The organism is Flavonifractor sp., from assembly GCF_019422385.1.
Classification (GTDB): Bacteria; Bacillota; Clostridia; order Oscillospirales; family Oscillospiraceae; genus Flavonifractor; species Flavonifractor avistercoris.
Window position 1 is genome coordinate 1 of record NZ_JAHZDL010000061.1, and the last position, 15,433, is coordinate 15,433.

16 protein-coding genes are annotated in these 15,433 nt (G+C 63.8%); 8 read left to right on the forward strand and 8 right to left on the reverse strand.

Going from position 1 to position 15,433, the window contains the following annotated elements; all coding sequences use genetic code 11:
- Positions 1-1,215 (reverse strand): putative aminohydrolase SsnA (gene ssnA, locus QZ378_RS08815; RefSeq protein WP_291258000.1); only part of this gene is annotated, 1,215 nt, incomplete at its 3' end.
- A gap of 333 nt (positions 1,216-1,548) precedes the next feature.
- Between ssnA and QZ378_RS08820 the strand changes: the two genes are divergently transcribed.
- Entirely contained in the window at positions 1,549-2,187 is a 639-nt protein-coding gene (locus tag QZ378_RS08820; protein ID WP_087237804.1) for a transcriptional regulator, read from the forward strand.
- Positions 2,188-2,225: 38 nt separating this feature from the next.
- Here QZ378_RS08820 and QZ378_RS08825 read toward each other — a convergent pair whose 3' ends face one another.
- On the reverse strand, positions 2,226-3,563 hold the full coding sequence (locus QZ378_RS08825) for a solute carrier family 23 protein (RefSeq protein WP_291258001.1): 1,338 nt from the start codon (positions 3,561-3,563) through the stop codon (positions 2,226-2,228).
- A gap of 180 nt (positions 3,564-3,743) precedes the next feature.
- The gene (locus QZ378_RS08830) at positions 3,744-4,112 is read right to left on the reverse strand and encodes a RidA family protein (protein ID WP_191379382.1); all 369 of its coding nucleotides are present in this window, start codon (positions 4,110-4,112) and stop codon (positions 3,744-3,746) included.
- Positions 4,113-4,331: 219 nt separating this feature from the next.
- Between QZ378_RS08830 and QZ378_RS08835 the strand changes: the two genes are divergently transcribed.
- Together QZ378_RS08835 and QZ378_RS08840 are read left to right on the forward strand one after the other, a co-directional pair.
- A complete protein-coding gene (locus tag QZ378_RS08835; protein ID WP_291258002.1) occupies positions 4,332-5,099 on the forward strand; it encodes an ABC transporter ATP-binding protein in 768 nt (255 codons plus the stop codon).
- Complete coding sequence (locus QZ378_RS08840; RefSeq protein WP_291258003.1) at positions 5,089-6,855, forward strand: FtsX-like permease family protein; 1,767 nt, start codon at positions 5,089-5,091, stop codon at positions 6,853-6,855. The genes QZ378_RS08835 and QZ378_RS08840 overlap by 11 nt, the downstream gene beginning before the upstream one ends.
- Positions 6,856-6,903: 48 nt before the next feature.
- Here the strand turns inward: QZ378_RS08840 and QZ378_RS08845 are convergent, their stop codons facing one another.
- On the reverse strand, positions 6,904-7,302 hold the full coding sequence (locus QZ378_RS08845; RefSeq protein WP_291258004.1) for a hypothetical protein: 399 nt from the start codon (positions 7,300-7,302) through the stop codon (positions 6,904-6,906).
- 100 nt (positions 7,303-7,402) lie between these two features.
- Entirely contained in the window at positions 7,403-8,080 is a 678-nt protein-coding gene (locus QZ378_RS08850) for a hypothetical protein (protein WP_291258005.1), read from the reverse strand.
- A gap of 334 nt (positions 8,081-8,414) precedes the next feature.
- Here QZ378_RS08850 and secG point away from each other — a divergent pair, with 334 nt between their 5' ends.
- From secG to nagZ, 3 genes are all read left to right on the forward strand, one after another.
- Positions 8,415-8,651, forward strand: coding sequence for a preprotein translocase subunit SecG (gene secG / locus QZ378_RS08855; RefSeq protein WP_191379377.1), 237 nt, complete (start codon positions 8,415-8,417; stop codon positions 8,649-8,651).
- 100 nt (positions 8,652-8,751) lie between these two features.
- Positions 8,752-10,836 (forward strand): ribonuclease R, encoded by a 2,085-nt coding sequence (rnr, locus tag QZ378_RS08860; protein WP_291258006.1) that lies wholly within the window; start codon positions 8,752-8,754, stop codon positions 10,834-10,836.
- On the forward strand, positions 10,833-12,098 hold the full coding sequence (gene nagZ, locus QZ378_RS08865) for a beta-N-acetylhexosaminidase (RefSeq protein WP_291258007.1): 1,266 nt from the start codon (positions 10,833-10,835) through the stop codon (positions 12,096-12,098). Before rnr ends, nagZ begins: the two co-directional genes overlap by 4 nt.
- A 59-nt stretch (positions 12,099-12,157) precedes the next feature.
- On the opposite strand, the gene QZ378_RS08870 is transcribed toward nagZ, so the two are convergent.
- Positions 12,158-12,367, reverse strand: coding sequence for a hypothetical protein (locus tag QZ378_RS08870; protein WP_087237790.1), 210 nt, complete (start codon positions 12,365-12,367; stop codon positions 12,158-12,160).
- A 40-nt stretch (positions 12,368-12,407) separates the two neighbouring features.
- A complete protein-coding gene (locus QZ378_RS08875) occupies positions 12,408-13,595 on the reverse strand; it encodes a nucleoside recognition domain-containing protein (protein WP_291258008.1) in 1,188 nt (395 codons plus the stop codon).
- Between the two features lie 128 nt (positions 13,596-13,723).
- On the opposite strand from QZ378_RS08875, the gene QZ378_RS08880 reads away from it, so the two are divergent.
- Positions 13,724-14,089, forward strand: a complete 366-nt coding sequence (locus QZ378_RS08880; RefSeq protein WP_291258009.1) for a DUF4180 domain-containing protein — start codon at positions 13,724-13,726, stop codon at positions 14,087-14,089.
- Positions 14,090-14,144: 55 nt separating this feature from the next.
- On the opposite strand, the gene QZ378_RS08885 is transcribed toward QZ378_RS08880, so the two are convergent.
- Positions 14,145-14,741: a TetR/AcrR family transcriptional regulator gene (locus tag QZ378_RS08885; RefSeq protein WP_191379371.1), complete on the reverse strand. Its 597-nt coding sequence runs from the start codon at positions 14,739-14,741 to the stop codon at positions 14,145-14,147.
- Positions 14,742-14,834: 93 nt separating this feature from the next.
- Here QZ378_RS08885 and QZ378_RS08890 point away from each other — a divergent pair.
- On the forward strand, positions 14,835-15,433 hold a 599-nt coding region (locus QZ378_RS08890), incomplete at its 3' end, for a DegV family protein (RefSeq protein ID WP_291258010.1).

Genomic DNA, 15,433 nt, shown 5'->3' on the forward strand with positions numbered 1-15,433 from the left:
GGTGGTGCGGCAGTTCTTGCCCATCATGCCGAAGAGCATGTGGCCGTCGATGTTGTCGGCGGAGAAGGGGGTGAAGGGCTTGTAGTCCATGACGATCACGTCGGCGGCGGCGCCGGGCTTGAGGACGCCCAGGGGTTTTTGGAAGTACCGGGCGCAGATCCTGGCGTTGTTCTGGAACAGCATGCCGGTGGCCTCACACCAGCCCACGTTGGGCTGGCAGGTGTTGTGCCGCTGCATGGGCAGGAGCACCTTCAGGCTCTCCAGCATGTCGTGGGTGTAGGCGTCGGTGCCCAGGCCGATGAGGATGCCCTTCTGATACATCTGGAGCACCGGGGCGCAGCCCACCGCGTTGCCCATGTTGGACTCCGGGTTGTGGCACACCATGGTGTTTGTCTCCCTGACGATGTCCATCTCGGCGGGAGAGAGGTGGATGCAGTGGCCCAGCATGGTCTTTTCCCCCAGGATGCCGTTGTAGAGCAGCCGATTCACCGGGCGGCAGCCGTAGTTGCGCAGGGAGTCGTACACGTCGTTCATGCCCTCGGACACGTGGATGTGGAAGCCGGTCATGCCGTCGTTGGCCTTGACCATCTCCTCAAAGGTCTTGTCGGAGATGGTGAACAGAGCGTGGCCGCCGAACATGGCCTTGATCATGTCGTCGTCCTGCTCCTTGGCCCAGCGGGCGAAGTCGGCGTTCTCCCGGATGGCCTGGCGGCACTTCTCCTCGCCGTCCCGCTCGCTGACCTCGTAGCACAGGTTGGCCCGGATGCCCAGCTCCCGGCACACGTCCTGGATGGCGAACAGGGAGCCGGGGATCTCGCAGAAGGAGGCGTGGTGGTCGAAGATGGTGGTGACGCCGTCCCGGATGCAGTCCAGCACGGTGGCGTAGGCGCTGGCCCGGGTGCCGTCCAGGGTCAGGTGCCGGTCGATGTACCACCACTGGCCGTCCAGCACCTCAAAGAAGTTGGTGGGGTTGAAGCCGTCGATGGACAGACCCCGGGCCAGGCCGGAGTAGATGTGGGTATGGACGTTGATCAGGCCGGGCATGATCACGCCCCCCCTGGCATCCACAAACTCCGCGCCGGGGTATTTGGCCTTCAGCTCGGCCAGGGGGCCCACCTCCCTGACCGCCTCGCCGTCCAGCAGCACCGCCCCGTCCTCCAGATAGGGGAGCGCCTCATCCCGGGTGATGACCTTTCCGTTGCCGACCAGCAGCATGACAATTCCTCCTTTTTTGATTACAAAAACAAAGTGCCCATTCTTACGAATGGACACCTCCGGCGGCCGGCATCGCTGCCCCTCCGCCGAATCCATGTCCATTCAGCCCGTGCGCGAAGCACTCCGTTGCAGCTCAACCAATGATCAACTTGTTTTTGTGTACTGTGTACAGATTTATCCGCTTTCTTTCTGTATCATATCACAAGAACGCACAACTTGCAAGAGATTTTGTTGGAAAAACTAAAAAATTTTTAGCTTACATAATTTTTCTTGCAAAATTTCTCCTTCGTGATACAATAGTAGCACCAAAACCCGAGGAAAGAGGTGGGGCACATGCCCGACGCGTCCACACTGCAATTTCTGTTCCAGCTGGCCCGCGGGATCGCCGGCCAGTTCGGCCCCAACTGTGAGGTGGTGGTTCACGACCTGGCCTCCAACGATCCGGAGAGCTCCATTGTGGCCATCGAGAACGGCCACGTCACCGGCCGCAAGGTGGGGGACGGCCCCTCCCACGTGGTGCTGGAGGCCCTGCGGGGCGACCCGGCCCAGCTGAAGGATCACCTGTGCTATCTGACCCGCACCAGGGACGGGAAGATCCTCAAGTCCACCACCCTCTACATCCGGGGGGACGACGGGGTGCCCATCGGCATCTTCGGCATCAATTACGACATCACCCTGATGATGGCCATGGAGAACCAGCTCAAGCAGTTCACCGCCACCGAGCAGGAGAGCAAGGAGCCGGAGGCCATCTCCCGCAACGTGTCCGACCTGCTGGACGAGCTCATTGAGCAGAGCGTCAAGCTGGTGGGCAAGCCGGTGGCCCTGATGAACAAGGAGGACAAGGTGAAGGCCATCCAGTTCCTCAATGAGACAGGGGCCTTCCTCATCACCAAGAGCGGCGACAAGGTGTGCAAGTACTTCGGCATCTCCAAGTACACCCTGTACAGCTACATCGACGAGGCAAAGGAGTAGACCAAAAGAGCCCGGCCGTGCAGGCGGCCGGGCTCTTTTTACGCCTTGTCTTCCTTCTCTCTGGGGAGGATCAGGTTGAGCAGGATGGCTGCCAGGGTGGAGACCACCACGGAGGAGGAGCCGAACACGGTGTTGACCCACGCGGGGAAGCCCGCGCCGGACAGGCAGCCGGACACCTGGGTAATGCCCACGCCCAGGGCCACGGCCAGGCCCACCACCGCGCTCTTGCGGGGGGTGAAGCCCCCCTCGGTGATCATGCGGATGCCGGTCATGGTGATGGTGGCGAACACGGAGATGGTGGCGCCGCCGATGACGCACTGGGGGATGGTGGTGAGCAGGGAGGCGAATTTGGGCATGAGCCCCGCCACCAGCAGGATCACCGCCGCCAGGGCGAACACCGCCCGGTTGATGACCTTGTTGACGGTGACGATGCCCACATTCTGACTGTAGGTGGCGGCGGGCAGGCCGCCGAAGAAGGCCCCCAGGATGCTCATGATCCCCTGGCCGATGATGCCGCCGGACAGCTCCCTGTCGGTGGGCATCCGATCCATGCCGCCCATGGTGGTGGAGGACAGATCGCCGATGGTCTGCACCGCGTTGACCACGTACACGATGCCCAGGGACACGCAGGCGGCGGGGACGAACTTGATCTCAAAGGGCATGAACTCGGGCAGGGCGAACCAGGCCGAGCCGCCCACGCCGGACAGATCCACCATGCCCAGGCAGAGGGACAGGAGATAGCCCACAATCATGCCGATGAGGATGGAGGCCAGCTTGAGGATGCCCTTGGTGAAGTTGTTGAGGAACACCACCACCGCCAGGGTGACCAGGGCCACCAGCCAGCTCCTGGGCGTGCCGAACCACTCGCTTCCGCTGCCGCCGGCCATGTAGCGCACGGCGGTGGGGTAGAGGGACAGGCCGATGGTGAAGATCACCGTGCCCGTCACCAGGGGTGGAAACAGAGGGCGGATCCACTTGACGAACAGGCCGAACACGATGGCCACCACACCGCCCACAATCTCCGCCCCCAGGATGGTGGGCAAGCCGAACTGGCCGCCAATGGCCTGAAGGGTGGGGATGTAGGCAAAGCTGATGCCCATGATGACGGGCAGCCCGGCGCCGATGCGCCGGACGAGGGGGAAGAGCTGGAGCAGGGTGGCCAGGGCGGTGAGGAGCAGCGACACCTGGATCATGAGGGTGCGGTCGCTGCCGGTGATGCCGCACACGTCGGCGATGAGCATGGCGGGGGTGATGATCCCCACCACGGCGGCCACCACATGCTGAAGACCCAGGGGGACGAGCTGACCGGGCTGGGGAATCCCCTGCCACTGAAAGACGACGTCGGTCTGGCCGGTGGGCTTGGTGTTCATTCCCATTACCTCACAAAAAGTTTTTAGCACTAATATATTTTCTGCTAACCAAACTATAAACCTTTTGGGCAGGGGATGCAAGTGGAAAAGCGAAACCGGGCGGAAAAAAACCGAGGCGTTTTTTGTGCAGAACAGACAAAGGCCGCGGAGAAGACTCCGCGGCCTTTGCATGGTTCATGGGGGAAATTACTTGACGGCGATGGCCTCGATCTCGCACAGGGCGCCCTTGGGCAGATCCTTCACGGCGAAGCAGGAGCGGGCGGGCTTGGAGGTGAAGAACTTGCCGTACACCTCGTTGAAGGCGGCGAAGTCGGCGATGTCGGCCAGGAAGCAGGTGGTCTTGACCACCTTGTCCAGACCGGAGCCGGCGGCCTCCAGAATGGCGCCCACGTTCTTGCAGCTCCACTCGGCCTGGGCGGCGATGCCCTCGGGGATGGTGCCGTCGGCGGGGTTCACCGGCAGCTGGCCGGAGGTGATTACAAAGCCGTTGGCCTCGTAGGCCTGGGAGTAGGGGCCGATGGCGCCGGGAGCGTTCTTGGTATCAATTACGTTCATGGGAAAATCCTCCTGTTTTCATAGTGTAATGCGTCCACCTGTGAAAGGTAGGGGGTGGCAGAGACCATTATAAAGCATCTAAAAAATAAATCAAGAGCAGATGGGAAAATTCCCGTCCAAAACCTGACGGAAAGCCTTCACAAAAGTGTAAGGGGGCATTTAGCTTTTTTTAAGATCTCTCTGGTATGCTTTTCCCAACCAAGATGAGGAGGTCGTACCATGGAGACGATTTTAGCGGTGGAGCATCTCCGCCGGGACTATGGAAAGCGGGGCAGCGTCACCCGGGCGGTGGACGACGTGAGCTTCACGGTGGCAAAGGGGGAGTTTGTGGGCGTCATGGGCGCGTCGGGCAGCGGCAAGAGCACCCTGCTCAACTGCGTGGCCACCATCGACACCCCCACAGCGGGGCATATCCGGGTGGAGGGCCGGGACGTGACCGCCATGAAGTCCAGGGAGCTGACCCGCTTCCGCCGGGAGCGGCTGGGCTTTGTGTTCCAGGACTGCAACCTGCTGGACACCCTCACCGCCTTTGAGAACATCGCCCTGGCCCTCACCATCCGCAAGACCCCGCCGGGGGAGATTGAGGGGCGGGTGCGGGAGACGGCGGAGCTGCTGGGCCTGGCGGACTGCCTGAACCAGTACCCCTACCAGCTCTCCGGCGGCCAGCGGCAGCGGACGGCGGCGGCCCGGGCCATCATCACCGACCCGGCCCTGGTGCTGGCCGACGAGCCCACCGGCGCCCTGGACTCCAAGTCGGCCAAGCTGCTGCTGGACCGGTTCGAGGTGCTCAACCGGCAGCGGGCGGCCACCATCCTCATGGTGACCCACGACGCCTTCACCGCCAGCTACTGCCACCGCATCCTCTTCCTCCAGGACGGGGCGATCTTCTCCCAGCTGGAGCGGGGGAGCAGGAGCCGGCGGGACTTCTTCCGGGAGATCATCGGCGTGGTGACCGCGCTGGGAGGTGACCAGAGCGATGTTCTCTAAGCTGGCCGCCAAAAACGTGGGCCGCAGCGTGAAGGACTACGGGGTGTGGTTCCTCACCATCGTGTTCGCCGTGTGCCTGTTCTATGTGTTCAACGCCCTGGAGACCCAGGCGGTGTTCCAGTACCTGGGCAGCGGGCCCACCGCCCCCACCGCCCAGGCCATCCGGGAGCTGGTGGGCATGCTCTCCGTCTTTGTGTGGGTGGTGCTGGCCTTTTTGATCCTCTACGCCTCCGGCTTCCTCATCCGCCGGCGGAAGAAGGAGCTGGGCACCTATCTGCTGCTGGGCATGGGGCGGGGCCAGGTGGCCCGGCTCCTGCTGCTGGAGACGGCGGGCATGGGCCTGCTGGCCCTGCTGGTGGGCCTGGGGCTGGGGGTGCTGGCGGCCTGGGGCCTGTCCGCATTCACCGCCGGGCTGTTCGCCGTGCCCATGACCATGTTCACCTTCTCCGTCTCCCTGTCCTCCCTGGGCAAGACCGCCCTGGCCTTCGCCGCTATCTTCCTGCTGGTGATGGCCTACCACGCCTTCGCCGTCTCCCGATGCAGGCTCATCGATCTGATGCAGGCCCAGCGGGTGAACCAGGAGCTGAAGAGCCAGAGCCTGGGGTTGTCGGTGGTTCTCTTCCTGGCCGGGGCGGCTCTGCTGGTCGTCGCCTACGCCATGCTCCTCACCCGGGGCATCCTGCGGGTGGACGCCCTGTTCTGGGTGATGATCGGCCTGGGCAGTTTGAGCACCCTGCTGTTCTTCCGCTCCCTGTCCGGCTTCCTGCTGCGGGTGTGCCGGAGCCGGAAGAAGCTCTACTATAAAAACCTCAACATGTTCGTCCTGCGGCAGTTCAACGCCCGCATCAACACCACCTACCGCTCCATGACGGTGATCTGCCTCATGCTGCTGCTGGCCATCGGCATCACCGCCAGCGCGGTGGGCCTCAACAACACGGTGGAGCAGATGGCGGAGGAGGAGCTCCCCCAGGACGCCAATCTGGTGTTCTACCCCGCCGGGGAGGAGCCGACAGACCTACCCGCCCTGCTGGCGGAGGGGGGCTTCGATCCGGAGACCGACTGCTCTTTCCATCTCTCCTTCCCGGTGTTTCGCTCGGAGGCTGGGCAGGCCATTACCCAGTCGGTCTATGACGCCTTTGCCGGCCGCTGGGGCCAGGAGGCGGCGGACACCTTCCTGACGCGGGAGGGCCTGAACGTCCGGCCCGACGGCGAGGCCCAGGGGGCCTATGTCAACTACTGGTACTTCCTGGCCGACTACGCCGGGGACAAAAATGCGGCGGAGACGCGGTTCCAGGAGGCGGTATCCACCCTGGGCGAGCTGGGCTCCTACAGCTGCACCACCCGGCTGGAGACCTGGCTGGAGCTGCTGGGCACCAAGGTGCTGGTGGTGTTCATGGGATTGTACCTGGGGGTGGTGTTCCTGCTGGCCTCGGCGGCGGTGCTGGCCCTCCAGCAGCTGACCCAGGCCGCAGACAACGCCCCCCGCTACCGGATTCTGGCCCAGCTGGGCGCGCCGGAGCAGATGCGGGCCCGGTCGGTGGACATCCAGGTGTTCCTCTCCTTCTTCCTCCCCCTGGCCCTGGCGCTGGTGCACACGGCGGTGGGCATGACGGCGGTGAACCAGGTGATCGCCGAGGTGGGGAAGGTGGACGCCGCCGCCTCCAGCGCCGTGGCGGCCCTCCTGCTGCTGGTGGTGTACGGCGGGTATTTCCTGGCCACCTGCCGGGCCAGCCGGAGACTGGCCCGGGGCGGCTGAACCGGGGACACAGAACGGCCCGGGAGCAGAGGCTCCCGGGCCGTTGGACTATTCATCGTCGGAGGGGTCGCCGGAGGTTTCGTCGGGCGGCGTCAGAGCGCTCCACACCGCCCGCTGAGCAACGACAAATATGCTGCAAACCACGGTCTCAATGACCAGCAGGGCCGCGAACCGGGCGTTGGAGCCGTCCAGGAAGACGTCCTCCACCGCCGCCGCCAGAACCATAATGAACAGATACGGAATCCAGGTTAGGGACTTCCAGAGCAACGGATGCCCACTCCGGCTGAGGGGCGGACGGAGCTTTTCCGCCAGCCGGACGGACAGATTTCTGCATGGGGACAGGCACCCTGCAAAGATGCCGAGGAAGATGGCGATACCGAAGGGATGGGACAGGATGGCCTCCCATTCGGCGTCTGCGTCATACTCTCCGCCCGTTAAGCTGTTCATATGATCTTCTATGAGATCCAGCTTTTCTTGATCTACCTGTTCCACAGACTCCCCCCTTTTCAGGGCTCCTCATAGAATAGATAAGTCGGGCAGTAAATCATCAACCCCACCAGGAAAATGCGATTGCCTCGCTAATTTTATCTGTACAGTCTCGGTCACTATAAAAAATAAACTTATTTTTGTGAATATAACCCATCCCGTTTTTATGTCCATAAATGTGCTCAATGGCATATACTTGTGTACGCTGCGGGTAATCATGGGCCCAGTTATAAATATCATCAGCGACTGCTAAGAAAACGTTAACTCCAAGTGATGCGCCTGTAGGATCTGTCTTAAAGGTATCAACAGCGGCAATGAGGACAGAAAGAATAACTTCCTTCCCAAGTTCCATAATTGCCTTCTCAAATGTGATATTGTGGAATTTAGGATCTAATTCTCTAGTATAATCACTAGCTTCCCCAAATGGGCACGAATCTGTATAGACCCAACCAGTTCGTGGCTCAATCATTCCGGGAGCATCTCCTATAAATCCGCTTATGATAGTAGCGATAAGTTCTCCGTTGAGATAGACTTCATTGCCTCTTACCTCAATGATGTCCGACCCAACTTCGATATAAGAGATTTTTCCATTTACTTGGTAGTGAACCACAACTGATTCATTGCCCAAGCTGACCGTTTCTTCCTGAAGATCGGAATCCAAACCGGCGGCAAAAGCCGGACACGTGACGGTAAACAGAATTGCCATAGACAGCAAAAGAGAGAAAAATCTTTTCGTCATTGACCTCCGTTATAGATCACATGGTTGGTATGGACAGGGAAAAACGCTCAAGCGCGGCTCATCGGAATCACCCTCAAATTTTCATTATATTGTGCCGGATTATCTTGTGCAAATTATACTATAAACCTAGAGAAAGAGCAAGAATTATCTGTAAAATCGCTCGACACGAATCGACACCTGCCTACCCACGGAAACCGACTGGACATCTTACAAAAAGTCCTTGAAATCGGCGGGGAAATGTGCTATCATAATAATCACGTTTGAGAAACGCGCAATTTTGTTGCGCCCGAAAATAGCACAAACCGCCCTAACGGGGCCGAAAGGACGATGTATCGTGAGCATTCCTCAGCTGGTTTTGAGCATTATTGACGTGGCCGCCGCCATTTTCCTGATCGCCGTGGTGCTGCTCCAGTCCGGTAAGAGCGCGGGCCTGTCCGGCGCCATCGCCGGCGTGGCCGACACCTTCATGGCCAAGAACAAGGCCAAGAGCTGGGACGCCAAGCTGGCCAAGATGACCAAGTGGGTGGCCATCGGCTTTGTGATCCTGACCTTTGTGATGTGCCTGCTGTAACCCGAGACACGAAAGCGCCCTTCCGGTCGGAAGGGCGCTTTTTGTATGCCCGGACACTTTTTTGTGGTACAATAGGGAAAACAGACAGACTGCGGAAAGGATGCTGCATATGAGAGACAAGCAGGCCGGTGAGATCACCGGCATCTATCAGGCCACCAGCCGGGGCTTCGGCTTTGTGACGCCGGAGGACGGAAAGAGCCGGGAGGACGACTGGTTCATCCCGCCCCGCTCCGACGGAGGCGCGTGGCACGGCGACCAGGTGCGCATACAGCCCCTGGAGGAGGAGGGGGAGGGCCGCCGCCGCACCGCCCGGGTCACCGCCGTCACCGGGCGGGCCAACAAGACGGTTACCGGCATCCTGTCCAGGCACAACCGGGAGCTGTGGCTCCAGCCGGACAATGACAAGCTGCCCGGCCCCATCCAGGTGCTCACCAAGCGCCGCAATGTCCGGGCGGGGGATCGGGCCGCCGTAGCCATGACCAGCTTCGGCAGTTCCAAGCTGCCCCCCATGGGCACCCTGCGGGAGGTGTTCGGCCCCGCCGGGGAGCGGGAGAGCGCCGTGGCCGCCATCCTCTATCAGAACGACATCAGCCGGGACTTCCCCGATGCGGTGCTGGACGAGGCCCAGGCGGCCCCCCGGGAAGTGGAGTCCTCCGCCCTGGCCGGCCGGCTGGATCTCCGGGACAAGATCATCATCACCATCGACGGAGCCTCTTCCAAGGATCTGGACGACGCGGTGAGCCTGGAGAAGGACGGCCGGGGCCGCTGGGTGCTGGGGGTGCACATCGCCGACGTGAGCCACTACGTCACCCAGGGCTCCGCCCTGGATCTGGAGGCCTGGGAGCGGGGCACGTCGGTGTACTTTGCCGACCAGGTGGTGCCCATGCTGCCAAAGGAGCTGTCCAACGGCATCTGCTCCCTCAACCCCCGGGTGGACCGGCTGGCCCTGTCCTGCATCATGACCCTGACGCCGGAGGGGGAGGTGGTGGACCACACCATCGCCAAGAGCGTGATCCGCACCACCGAGCGGATGACCTACGAGGACTGCAATCTTCTGCTGGACGGCCAGCGGCGGGGGCAAGCCCCCGCCCTGCAGGAGCGGTACCGGCACATCCTGCCCATGCTGGAGGACATGGCCGCCCTGTCCAAGGTGCTGGAGGGCCGCCGGCGCCGGCGGGGCGCCCTGGAGCTGGACACCAAGGAGAGCTATGTGATCTGCGACGAGAGCGGCGCGCCGGTGGACGTGGCGGTGCACAGCCAGGGGGTCAGCGAGGCCCTGATCGAGTCCTTCATGCTGGCGGCCAACGAGTGCGTGGCGGAGCACCTGAACCGGCTGGACAAGCCCTGCGTCTACCGGGTCCACGAGAAGCCCTCCCCCGACAAGGCCGAGGCCCTGCGCACCATGGTGGCCCCCCTGGGCTACGATCTGAAGGAGGCCGACGGCCCCTCCCTCCAGAAGCTGCTGGACGCTTCCAGGGGCAAGCCGGAGGAGGCCGCCGTGTCCATGATGGTGCTCCGCGCCCTGATGAAAGCCCGGTACGACGGGGAGAACCTGGGCCACTTCGGCCTGGGGGCCAAGTACTACTGCCACTTCACCTCCCCCATCCGCCGCTATCCGGATCTCATGGTTCACCGCATCCTCACTGCCCTGTTGGACGGGAAGCTGACCGGCCAGCGGGAGAAGAAGCTGGCCGCGGCGGTGCAGAAGGCGGCGGTGCAGTCCTCCCAGCGGGAGATCGCCGCCCAGACCGCCGAGCGGGAGATCGAGAAGCGGTACATGGCGGAGTTCATGCGCGGCCATCTGGGGGAGACCTTTGCGGGCACTGTGTCCGGCGTCACCCGCTTCGGCCTGTTTGTCATGCTGCCCAGCGGTGTGGAGGGCCTGCTGCCCGTGGAGGCCCTGCCCGGCCAGGGCTGGCAGTACGACGAGAGCCACCTCACCCTGGTGAGCGAGGGGGGCGGCGTCTCCTACACCTTCGGCTCCCCCCTGGAGGTGGTGTGCGCCGCCGCCGACCCCACCACCGGGCAGATTGACTTCACCCTCCCCGGCGTGGACCCGGCGCCCCGGGCCGCCCGCAGGGAGAAAAGGGAGGAGGCCCCCAGACCGCCCCGGCGGGAGAAGCACCGGGGCAACCGCCGGGCCATGCACGTGCCCAAAGGGCGGAAAGGACGGAAAAAGCGATGACAAAACGGAATCTTCTGGCGGGCCTATTGCTGGTTGTATTTGTTCTGACCGGCGGTTGCGCCGCCCGGCCGGCCCAGCCCACCGATACCCCGGCGGCGGAGACCACGCCGGCGGTCGCCCCGTCCCCCACGCCCACGCCGGAGCCCACCCCCACCCCCGACCCCATCGCGGAGGCGGTGGCGACCATGACCACGGAACAGAAGGTCTCCCAGCTGCTGGTGGCGGGCATCGAGGGCACCCAGCTGGGGCAGGACGCGGTACAGGCCGTCCAGGACTACCAGGTGGGCGGCGTGATCCTCTTCGGCCGCAACGTGGAGAGCGCCTGGCAGCTGGCGGAGCTCACCAACGGCCTGAAGGATCTCAACGGGGACTACACCCCCCTGTTCCTCTGCGTGGATCAGGAGGGGGGCCGGGTGGACCGGATGCCCCCGGAGGTGGCCGACCTGCCCAGTGCCTACACCTTTGGGGAGCGCTATGATGCCTCCCTGCTCCAGCAGCTGGGGCAGACACTGGGAGCGGAGTGCGCCGCCTTCGGCTTCAACATGGATTTCGCCCCGGTGATGGACGTGTGGTCCAACCCGGACAACACCGTGATCGGCGACCGGGCCTACAGCGGCGATCCCAGCCGGGCGGCCAATGCCGCCGCCTGGGTGGCCGGCGGACTGGCTGACACCGGGGTGATTGCCGTGGGCAAGCACTTCCCGGGCCACGGAAGTACCTCCATCGACTCCCATGTGGAGCTCCCCGTGGTGGACCAGTCTAAGGAGGACTGGCTGTCCGGAGATGCCGTCCCTTTCTGGATGGCGGCGGACAGCGCCGTACCGGCTATCATGGTGGGGCACATTCTGATGCCTCAGCTGGATCCAGACCGCCCTGCGTCCCTCTCTTATACCATGGTCACGGAGCTGCTCCGGGGAGAACTGCGCTTTGACGGGGTGGTGTGCACCGACGATCTCACCATGGGGGCCGTCTCCAATACTTACGGCATGGGGGAGGCCGCCGTGCTGGCGGTGGAGGCCGGGTGCGACCTGCTGCTGGTGTGCCACGGCGCGGACAACCTGACGGCGGCCCGGGATGCCCTGCTGGAGGCGGTGGACAGCGGCCGCATCTCCCCGGAGCGCCTGGACGAGAGTGTGAAGCGCATCCTCTCCCTCAAGGCGGAATACGGCCTGACCAACGACCCGGTAGACACGCCGGACGTGGACGCCCTCAACGCCCGCATCGGGGCCCTCACGGAGCAGATCACGGAAGCCTCCTCCTGACGCCTGCTTTACAAAAAAGCGCCCCCGTGCCAAAAGGGCACGGGGGCGCTTTGATGTGGCTACAGGGAAAAATCCTCGTCCTTCAGCTTGCTGAAGTCGGGGAGCACCGGCGGCGGGGGAACCCGCTTCAGCGGGTCGTATTTGAAGCGGCGGCAGCTGCCGCCGGGGGAGACCACGCCCTTCTTGACACAGAGGATCTTGTCGTCCTCCAGCTGGGCGCCGCGCTGGCAGTAGGCGCAGCGGGGCTCAATATCCTTTTGAAACAGCATGGACTCCACCCTCTCTCAATTCCACTTTCCGCAAACACTATTATAGCACGGGGCGGCGGCCCTTGCCAAGCCCTTTTCGGACTCCGGCGGCCGCGGTGAAGAGAAACGCCAGAAAGAGCACCCAGGCGCAGACGGTGGAGATGACCAGCGTGCGGTGGAATTCCATGCCGGCGATGCCCGCCACCTGCTCGGCCAGGTAGTCGGACACCGGGGCCTCCAGGGGGAACAGCCGCACCAGGGCGGCGGTGAACAGGGCGGACAGCCCGCCGTGGAGCAGCTTGCCCGCCAGGTAGGTGCCCGCCGACAGGCCGCTGCCCCCCAGAAAGGAGAGCACCTGGCAGTGGACGGAGATGCCCGCCCAGCCCAGCATGAAGGCGGCGGCCACCAGCCGCCCGCTGAGGGAGCCGTCCCCCATGAGGGTGGTCACACCGGTGGACAGCTCCAGCGCGCCGGTGAGCAGCCGCTGGGCCCACTCCGGGGTGAGGCCGAAGGGGGCGAGCAGGGTGCCAAGCAGCCCCGCCAGAGCCGGCAGGAGGCCGGAGCGGATGAGCAGCTGGATCACCACCGTGAAGAAGACCACGAAGGCGCAGATGTTCAGGGTGGAGAGGAAGGCGTTTTTGATGGAGCCGGTGAAGGCGGCGGTGAGGCGGGGAGCGCGGAACTGGGGCTGGGGACGGGCCGCCGTCCCCCGGCGCTCCGGCCCGGAGCGGTAGAAGCGGAACAGAAGCCCCACGCAGCAGGAGGCGGCGGCGTGGGCCAGGTAGAGGAGCACCCCCACCCGGCTGCTGGCGAACACCCCGGTTCCCACCACCCCCAGGATGAAGGCGGGGCCGGAGTTGTTGCAGAAGGCCAGCAGCCGCTCCGCCTCAGTGCGGGTGCATTGGCCGCTCTCATAGAGGCCGATGGCGGTCTTGGCCCCCACCGGGTAGCCGCCGATGAACCCCAGAGCCACGGCGGAGGCGCAGGCCCCGCCCACCCGGAACAGGGGGCGCATCAGCCCCTCCAGCAGCCGCCCCAGATACCCCGCCAGCCCCAGCTCCACCACCAGGGAGGACAGGACGAAGAAGGGGAACAGGGAGGGGATGATCACGTTGTAGCACAGCCGCAGGCCGCTTCTGGCCGCCTCCATGGCGGGCTGAGGATAGAGCATCAGCGCCAGGGTGGCGCACAGCAGGGCCAGGCCCAGCATCGCATCCCGCATCCGCTCCCTGGACAGCAGCCTGGACATGGGCACATCACCTCCACCAAGAGGCATATGCGTCAGACGGCGGAAACTTGCCTGTCCGCGGGAGATTTGACAGACCGGCGGAGCTGTGCTATCCTGTTCCAATCCTACACAGAGAGGAGGAAAGCCCAATGGAGCTTTCGTATATCCGGCAGGGCGGATGCGCCGTGGCGGAGCTGACCGGGCCGGAGCCGGTGCTCACGGACGCCCAGTCCGCCCTGGAGCTGGCCATGACGGCCCGCTATGCCGCGGGGGCCGACCGCCTGCTGGTGGACAAGGCCGCGGTGGCGGAGGACTTTTTCATCCTCAGCACCGGCCTGGCGGGGGAGATCCTCCAGAAGTTCGTCAACTACCAGGTGAAGATGGCCGTCTACGGGGATTTTTCCCGCTACACCAGCAAGCCCCTCCGGGACTTTATCTATGAGTCCAACCAGGGGGAGCACTTCTGGTTCGTCCCCACCCGGGAGGAGGCGCTCCGCCGCCTGACGGAGGGATGAGAACGACAAAACCTCCGGGCCGCGCCGGCCCGGAGGTTTTTGACCGTATCGGGGGTTACCGGGTCTGGAAAATCTCCCGGAACAGGGCGTAGTCCTGTTCCAGCTTGGGCAATAATGGGTAGGAGCCCCGGTGGAGCACCCAGTCGATCACCACGCCCCGGAAGTGGCGGAAGAAGAAGTCCGCCGTCCACTCCACCGACCAGCCGGGGAGGAGCAGCCCCTCCGCCTCCGCCTGCCGCAGGCAGTCCACCATGGAGCGCAGGGTGTACCGGGTGGGATCCATGGAGGAGGCGTCATCGGGGGCGTCCAGCCGCCGCTGATAGTAGCGGGCCACCAGCTCCCATCCCTGATCCTGGATGAAGGCGGCGTAGGTGGACAGGATGCGCCACAGTCGCTCCGGCGGGGTGTCGTCCCCGTGGCCGGACAGGGCCTCCTCCATGCGGCGATCCAGGGGTGCGAAGCCTCGGGAGAGCAGATCCTCCTTGGAGCGGAAGTGGTGGTAAAAGGCCCCGGTGGTGATGCCGGCCCGCTGGCAGATGTCCCGGACGGACACCTTGTCGAAGCTGTTGGCCCGGGCCAGCTCCAGGGCGGCCTGGAGGATGGCCGCCTCCGTCTGGCGGGCCTGTTCTTTCCGACGCTCCCGATAATCCATTTTATGCCTTCCTCCCCTTGACGCGGCGGCAGATGCCCGTTATAATAGTGACATAACGATGTTATGCAGCTCTTGTACTAATTATAGAGTAGGATGATTGCCTTGTCAAATCCGGAAAAGATCGCGCTGCTCACCGATTCCACCGCCGACCTGACCCCTGCCATGCGGGAGGGCAAGCCCATCTACGTGGTGCCGCTGAAAATCCGCTGTGACGACGGGGAGTTCTCCGACGGGGTGGACATCTTTGCCCAGGACGTGTACGACCGGCTCCGCCGGGGGGAGCTGCCCCGCACCTCCCTGCCCGAGGGGGGCGTGCTCAGCGACACCCTGGATCAGATCCGCGCCGACGGCTATGAGAAGGTGATCGCCGTCATGCTCTCCGGCGGCCTGTCGGGCACCTGCAACCTGGTGCGGGTGCAGGCCGAGCAGCGGGATGATCTGGACATCGCCGTGTTCGACTCCCGCAGCGGCTCCCTGGGCATCGGCATCATTGTGCTCCAGCTGTGGGAGGAGATCCAGGCCGGGACGGGCTGGGACAAGCTCATCCATGAGCGGGTGCCCCACCTGGTGGACAACACCTTCCCCTTCTTCTCGGTGGACACCCTGGAGTATCTGCGCCGGGGGGGCCGCATCGGCCGCATCACCGCCCTGGCGGGCACCATGCTGTCCATCAAGCCCATCATCACCTTCTC